Source organism: Desulfobacula sp. (genome assembly GCF_030611305.1).
GTDB lineage: Bacteria > Desulfobacterota > Desulfobacteria > Desulfobacterales > Desulfobacteraceae > Desulfobacula.
The window spans coordinates 46051-53477 of record NZ_JAUWQB010000015.1 but is presented as its reverse complement, the minus strand read 5'-3'; the positions used below and the strand labels follow the sequence as shown (position 1 = coordinate 53477).

The 7427-nt window shown below is 41.0% G+C and carries 7 protein-coding genes, 1 tRNA gene and 1 CRISPR repeat array; of the genes, 1 reads left to right on the top strand and 7 read right to left on the bottom strand.

What is annotated here, in order from left to right:
* Positions 1–37: 37 nt before the first annotated feature.
* Positions 38–440: a CRISPR direct-repeat array (repeat unit 37 nt; unit sequence GTCTGAATTCCATATCCAGAAAAACAAGGATTGAAAC).
* A 127-nt stretch (positions 441–567) separates the two neighbouring features.
* A complete protein-coding gene (locus QAI40_RS04650) occupies positions 568–1737 on the top strand; it encodes an ATP-binding protein (RefSeq protein WP_299978768.1) in 1170 nt (389 codons plus the stop codon).
* 27 nt (positions 1738–1764) lie between these two features.
* On the opposite strand, the gene QAI40_RS04645 is transcribed toward QAI40_RS04650, so the two are convergent.
* The 7 genes from QAI40_RS04645 to QAI40_RS04615 all read right to left on the bottom strand — a co-directional run bounded on the left by QAI40_RS04645 (position 1765) and on the right by QAI40_RS04615 (position 7333).
* A complete protein-coding gene (locus QAI40_RS04645; RefSeq protein WP_299978771.1) occupies positions 1765–2790 on the bottom strand; it encodes a ChaN family lipoprotein in 1026 nt (341 codons plus the stop codon).
* Between the two features lie 55 nt (positions 2791–2845).
* Positions 2846–3556 (bottom strand): class I SAM-dependent methyltransferase, encoded by a 711-nt coding sequence (locus QAI40_RS04640; RefSeq protein WP_299978774.1) that lies wholly within the window; start codon positions 3554–3556, stop codon positions 2846–2848.
* Positions 3543–4790: a glycosyltransferase family 4 protein gene (locus tag QAI40_RS04635; RefSeq protein ID WP_299978776.1), complete on the bottom strand. Its 1248-nt coding sequence runs from the start codon at positions 4788–4790 to the stop codon at positions 3543–3545. The genes QAI40_RS04640 and QAI40_RS04635 overlap by 14 nt, the downstream gene beginning before the upstream one ends.
* 9 nt (positions 4791–4799) lie before the next feature.
* Positions 4800–4875: transfer RNA gene (locus tag QAI40_RS04630), tRNA-Arg, on the bottom strand.
* A gap of 27 nt (positions 4876–4902) precedes the next feature.
* Complete coding sequence (locus tag QAI40_RS04625; RefSeq protein WP_299978779.1) at positions 4903–6225, bottom strand: bifunctional folylpolyglutamate synthase/dihydrofolate synthase; 1323 nt, start codon at positions 6223–6225, stop codon at positions 4903–4905.
* A gap of 67 nt (positions 6226–6292) precedes the next feature.
* Positions 6293–6502 carry a 30S ribosomal protein S21 gene (gene rpsU, locus QAI40_RS04620; RefSeq protein WP_299978782.1) on the bottom strand — a complete coding sequence of 70 codons (210 nt, stop codon included), beginning with the start codon at positions 6500–6502 and terminating at the stop codon, positions 6293–6295.
* A 156-nt stretch (positions 6503–6658) separates the two neighbouring features.
* Positions 6659–7333 (bottom strand): adenylate kinase, encoded by a 675-nt coding sequence (locus QAI40_RS04615; RefSeq protein ID WP_299978785.1) that lies wholly within the window; start codon positions 7331–7333, stop codon positions 6659–6661.
* Positions 7334–7427 lie beyond the last annotated feature (94 nt).

The window sequence follows — 7427 nt, the reverse complement described above, 5'->3', positions numbered from 1 at the left end:
CTGAATTTTCATGGTGATATGCTGATGCGTAAAGGGGGTCTGAATTCCATATCCAGAAAAACAAGGATTGAAACTTCATTATTTTGATCATGACATCCTCCTTATTTATGTCTGAATTCCATATCCAGAAAAACAAGGATTGAAACAAATACCATGTACGCATTATATTTGGGCACTCCTTGGGTCTGAATTCCATATCCAGAAAAACAAGGATTGAAACTTTGGGCACTCCTGTATCTTGCTGGGTATCACTGTCAGGTCTGAATTCCATATCCAGAAAAACAAGGATTGAAACATAAATCATATTCCGGACAGATCGCAGTTAAGCAGGGTCTGAATTCCATATCCAGAAAAACAAGGATTGAAACTCAAAATCAAATCGTTTCCACGCTTCCGATGCTCAGTCTGAATTCCATATCCAGAAAAACAAGGATTGAAACTAAACACCCTTCATAGCGCTCGATTTAAAATTTATAAAAAACAGCAAACCTTAGTCCAATAGTGACAAAAATAACCCCAAGGGAAAAAAAGTATTGACAATTTTTACCATAAGGTTATTTTTGTCATATGGAAACACGGTATTTAACAGACATCCTTAGGGATGACCTTAAAAAAAAGATGGTGTTCATAGGCGGACCCCGACAGGTAGGGAAAACAACGCTTGCCTGCTTTATCGCTAAAAAAAGTCACATCTACCTGAATTGGGACAGTCCTAAACATAAATTACAGATCACAGCTCAGCAATGGCCGCCGAATACAGAATACCTTGTCTTTGATGAAATCCATAAATATGACAAGTGGAAAAATCTGATAAAAGGTATATGGGATACCAGAAACAACGAGGAAAAAATCATTGTAACCGGGTCATCCAAACTCAATATTTTCAGGACATCCGGCGACTCTCTGCTTGGAAGATACCATTACCATGTTTTACATCCTTTCTCTCTGAAAGAACTTAACGGGAAGTGTATGACTGACACAGGAATACCAGAGCCTTGTCATTCCCTCATTTTTCCTGAAAAAGGCGAAGACCTCAAGGAACTTTTTAAGTTTGGCGGATTTCCGGAACCCTTACTTGAGGGAGAAGAACGCACACTTTTACGATGGCAAAATGAACGGTTTGAAAGAATATTCAGAGAAGACATCCGTGATGCTGAAAAGGTGAGGTTCTTATCCCAGGTTGAACTTTTGGGAGCGCTCATCCCCGACAGGGTTGCATCTCCTCTCTCTCTTGCTTCTCTTTCAGAAGATGTCCAGACAAGCCCGAAAACCATAATTAACTGGATGGATCTTCTGTGTCGCAATTATTATTGTTTTCGTGTGATGCCGTATCATTTCAGGCTTGAGCGGGCTCTAAAAAAAGAATCCAAGTATTATTTATGGGACTGGTCACAAATTGAAAATGATGGCCCGCGGTTTGAAAATATGGTGGCCTCACATCTATTGAAATTTTGTGATTTTTATTATTATGTCTATGGCCTGAAAATAGAGCTTAGGTATTTGCGGGATCGTGAAGGTCGTGAAGTTGATTTCCTTGTCACCTGGAAAAATACACCCTGGTTCATGGTGGAATGCAAACTTAAACCGGGTCCGCACAAACCCCTGAGCTATTTTGGAGATCGACTGGACGTTGATCAAAGATTTATGGTTACCATGGACGAACAACAGCACTACATCGATAAAAGAAACAATGCTCATGTGATTCCTGCGTCAAAATTCTTGATGGCACTTATATAGAAGGGTGTGTCTGAAAATATTTGTAGTTTAGTCCTTGGCAGATTTTCTTTTCATTTTTTGTAAAGATTTTTTGAATTCTTCACAAGGGTCCGCATAGGAGACTCTCTGGGTAAACCAAAGATAGTCTGCCGGGGGGACTTTTTCAAATCCTTCCAGGTCCAACGGCATAAGATATTCCGATGAATCTGATGGGTTTACACTGATTTCCCTTAAGGCGATGTTGACCTGTTTAATCGTGTTGTCAATTGCCATAACCCTGTTGATTACACCAAGTCCATATTCGGTATGGCCGCCGCCAATAATAATGACTATGGGTCCTTTGCGATGGTTGTACAGCCGGGTGACGGATAATGCCATTTCATCATTTCTTGCGACCCAGGTGTCATACAGTCTTGACTGCATTTTTCCATGACCCATGCCGCAGTGAACTGCTTTGAATATGGAAAACATGTAATCTTTGTATGCCTCATCAGACAATTTAGTTGAGAAAACCTGCTCTTTTTCGATAGGACTGATACCGTTGATTCCTTTCCGTGTAATTCTTTTTTTCAATGTGCCCGGAAGATCGATCCCTGCCACCTGGAGTTTTTCTTTTTTTGCCATACTTAAAAGATCATAATAGTAACGCCACATTTGGTCTGAGTGGGTGTCCCACCTCAGTTTTTTTCTCAGGTCGGCCTCAATGATTTTTTCTATTTTCTTTGAATGGGTGACTTTTCCGGAATCAACAAAATTGAGCAGGTCAGGGGTATTATCCATGGAAAAAAATTCAAATCCAATGGTAGGATTCAATCCATTTTCAATTAGACTGCGGATGACTCTCTGCTGGATATGGTGATGCTCGGGGTTATCATGTTTTTCAGAAAGATAGATTACATCATAGGCGCTGATATCCTTGATCAGGGATTCAAAATTAATGGCTTGGTTTTCTTGGGTGTTAATTATTTTTCCGATAAGAGGGTCTTTTCTCATTATCGATTTTTTCGGTGTAGCGCAGGATTGAATCATGGATATGGCAAAAAAAATCAGGAAAAGAAAAAATAGTCGATTCATTGTGGGAGTCCTTTATCATTAAAAAGCATATCCTCTTTTATGAAGGTATCAGACTTCATTGTTTTTTAAAATAGAGAACCAGGCTTTTCCCGAGGATGGGGTTGAACAGTTTATCAATAAATGCTGTGAATTTCGGTTTTTTCATCAAATCCCAAACCAGAAGCCTGTGATAAAGGTTTACAAGTTTTGAATCTGTTCTGTTGGGCCCGACAAGGCACTTGAGCCACCAGAACGGGGTATGGATGCTGTGGGCATAATGGGAGGAAAAATATGTTACTCCGGAGGATTCAATGGCCTTGATCAAGGAAGCTTTTTTGTAGATCCTGACATGTCCCATGTTGGCATTAAAATACTCATCTGATAAGAGCCAGCAGATTTTCTCCGGCCAAAATCTAGGCACACTGACAGCAAGAATTTTTCCGAGTTTTAAAATTCTGACAAGTTCAGATATGGCCTTTTTATCATCCGGGATATGTTCTAAAACTTCAGAGCAGATAACACTATCAAAGCTGCTGTCTTTAAACGGCAGGGTTGTCACATCCATGCAGGATAGATCAACGCTTTTGCAGCAAAGATCGTTGAGGGTCTTGTGAAATGTTAATTTTTTTTTAGTTTCGATAAGATTTTTAAAGCTGAAATCCGCTCCAACACACAGGGTTTTGTTTTGCTGGCAGGCCTTGATGGTATGCCGGCCTTCACCACATCCGATATCAAGGATTCTGTCTTCAGGAAGAATATCAAGTTGGTTAAAATCAATGGTAATCATTGATAATCTCTCTATAAGCTTCAACAGTCCGGATGGCGGTTTTTTCCCAGGTGAATTCTTTTAACACCCGTTCATATCCTTTTTGGGCAAGCGCTTCACACTGGGAAGGATCATCCATTAATTCTAAAATCGCCTTTTCCAATGCCTTTGCATTTGCCGGCGGTACAAGCTTTGCCGCATTTCCGGCAACTTCCGGCAATGCACCGCCTGTGGTGCAGATCACCGGGATTCGACAGGCCATGGCTTCTCCGACAGGAAGTCCGAACCCTTCATATAAAGACGGTACAACAGCGATGCCGGCCTTGGCATACTCTCTGACAAATTGTTCATGGCCGATTCGGCCGGTAAATGTGATGTGCTGTCCAAGTTCAAGTTTTTTAACCAGGTTTTCAATACCGCCGTTCTTTTTTGGGCTGCCGATGACAACAAGCTTGACCGGTCGTATTTTCAGGATGCCTTTTATTGCAAAAAGAAGATGATAAAGCCCTTTTAAGGGAGTGTCCGCACTGGTGGTGACAATGATGCGATTGGACTGTTTTTTGACAGTGTCCAAAGGATAAAAATTATTGGTATCAATGCCAATGGGAATGGTTTTAAACTTTGATTCAGGAATATTGAATTCTCTGGCAATATCTTTTTTGGAACTTTGGGAAACAGTGATAATACAGGGCAGTTTTTTTGCCACTCTTTTCTGCATACCGATAAACGAATACCACCGAAGCGCCTTGATCTTTTTCAGAAAAGATCTTGTACTTTGAACCGCAAGTCTTCTGTCCACTGTCATGGGATGATGAATGGTTGCCGTGACCGGCATTTTTTTTGCCAGGGATAAAATGCCGTAAGACAGGCACTGGTTGTCATGGATGATATCATACTGCTTTTTTGTCTCTTTAATGTATTTTTTCACCCGCATCCCAAAAGTCAGGGGTTCAGGAAAGCCCATGAAGGAGACATCAAGCCATTCAATCAGGTTGATGGGGTCCTTGAGTTCCTCTATGCGTGGAGTCCTGAAAAGATCTTCAGGATTATAAAGATCCAGTGTTTTAAGCATGGTAAGTGTCACATTGTTATCCGGTCTGTTATTTAATAGGGGATCAGGCGGACCTGAAATGACCTCGACATCATGCCCAAGGTCACAAAGGGCATGGCTCAAGTGCCGGATATAGACGCCCTGACCTCCGCAGTGGGGATTGCTCCGGTAACTGATAAGGCCTATTTTAAGTGATGAATTCATGAGTATATCTGGTGCGCCCGGCTGGAATCGAACCAGCGATCTTCAGCTTCGGAGGCTGACGCCTTATCCCCTGGGCTACGAGCGCGAAAGTCATATAATACTTAAACCTTGACTAATGATCAAGGTCATTATCCAATTTTTCTTTGGCTTCACCGGCAACATAGAGTGATCCGGCAATGCAAATCGCATCTTCTGCCTTTGAAGTGTCAATGGCATGGGTTACAGCCTCTTTTACATCTTCAATAATAGTGACAGGGCTTTGGGTAAATCGCTGGGCGGCTTCTTTCAATACTGAGGGTTCAAGGCTTCTGTCGATTTTTGCCTTTGTGATAATGATATTTTGAGCACAGGGAACAAGGCTTTTAAGCATTTTTTCATAGGGCTTGTCATCAAGGATGCCAATGACAAGTGTCAGTTTCCTGTCTTTCAGAGTTGATGATAGATGCTTTCCGAGAACCTTGGCAGCCTGAAGATTGTGTGCCCCGTCAAGGATCACCAGAGGTTTTTCCATGACGTGCTCAAGCCGTCCCGGCCATCTGGCTAAAGCAAGCCCTTCTTTGACCAGTGTTTCGTTTAAATGGTATCTGTTGTCAGTTTTTTCAGATGTCCTGAAAATCAGTTCACAGGCAGCCAGTGCAAGGCTTAAGTTTTCTTTCTGATGCTCTCCGGGCAAGGGTTTGATCAAATGATGAAAGCGTTTGTCCAGCCCATTATAGGTATATCTGTTCTGCCCTGGATTTTTTCTCGCTGAAAAATCTTTTTTATAAATAAAGAGGTCGGATGATTTTTCTTTTGCAACCTGTTTTATGACACAAAGCCCTGAAGGCTGGGATACACCGGTGACAACAGGTGTGTTCTGTTTGATAATTCCGCCTTTTTCTTTGGCCAGATCTTTAATGGTATTACCCAGATAATCCGTATGCTCGATGGACAGGTTGGTAATAACACTCACCTGGGGCTTGATAACATTTGTGGCATCAAACCTTCCGCCCATGCCGGTTTCGATAACGGCCCAGTCCACATTCTTTTTTGAAAAATAATAAAACCCCATGGCTGTAGTAATTTCGAAGAAAGTGGCTTTTCTTTTCCCGATGTCGACGCTATGAACCGCTTGATAGGCATCCACAACATGCTTATTTGAAATCTGTTCACCATTAACTGCGATCCGTTCATTAAATTTAACCAGATGCGGTGACGTATAAAGTCCTGTTTTAAACCCGGCTTTTTGTAAGATTGATGCAATATATGTGGCAGTAGAACCTTTGCCATTGGTGCCGGCCACGTGAATCAGGCGATAGTTTTTTTGGGGATTGTTTAATAATTTTAAGATGTTTAATATGGTGTCAAGCTCAAGCTTAATACCGAAACGGCCAAGCTTGTAAATTTTATCAAGGCATTCTTGATAGGCGGTTTTTGGGCAGGCGGTTTTTTTCATTTTTTGCAAATAAAAAACCCGGTATAAATCATTAAATAAATAATTTATACCGGGTGAGTTTTAATCGTTACCTAGGTTTTCTACGTGATCTTGAGGCAGCAATCCTTTGCCTTCTCATTGCTTCTCTCATCTTACGCCGTCTATACTGACATGGTTTCTCAAAATGCTTTTTCACTTTAAGACGTTTGAAGAGGCCATCGTTCTGGATTTTCTTCTTCAATATTCTTAAGGCTCTCTCAACATCGTTATCAATAACCGTGACTGTAATTTCCTTCAAAAAACATCGCCCCTTTCATAGTGTATTTAAATATCGAGATATTTATAACCGAACTTTGTAACAAAGTAACACCTTAAAAGCAAGGGAAAAATAAAGCCTTTTCACCTAAAACTGAAGGAGAAAAGGCTTTAAAGTCGAAATTTAAATTAAAGTGACCTATAGTTTGGAAACCAACTCCGCTGTTACTTCCGGAAGTGCTTTTTCACCGGCCAGTGTGAAGTATTTGACAGCATCATCTTTAGCTGCCACATCTTTGAAATAATAGGAAGACGCAAGCGTACCTGTATCTGTGTCATAATAGATGGAATGGCGTTTATCAATGGCAGTCTCATCCTGATCATCATCGCGTGCGCTTAATGCACCGCCGCAGACCCTGCATTTGTCTCCATCCGGTTTGATGGCATCAATAAAAATATTATTCGGGTGGTTGTTATTATTTTCGCAAAGGCGGCGGCCCATGATTCTGTTTTTTGCAATCTGCCTGTCAAGAAGCATTTCAATAACATAACTGAGTTTGATGCCGGCTTCTTCCAAAGATGCATGAAGTTTTTGGGCCTGAACTTTATTTCTGGGGAAGCCGTCCAGAAGCCATCCGTTTTTGCAGTCATCTTGTTTTATTCTGTCAAGTACCATTGGAATTGTGATTTCATCAGGAACCAGGTCACCCTTATCAATATATTCTTTTGCTTTTTTGCCCAGTTCAGTTCCGCCTTTGATGTTTTCACGGAAAATAGCGCCTGATTCAACATGTGCAATATTATATTTATCTTTCAGGATAGTTCCCTGGGTTCCCTTGCCGCTTCCGTTTGGCCCAAAAAATAGAATGTTCATTTAAAACTCCTTATATGTATTAATTTAAGTACCTGTACCCGGTACAATTTTTCTTGACAATTTTTTAAATTATAAGACTCGTTTTTATTTGTCA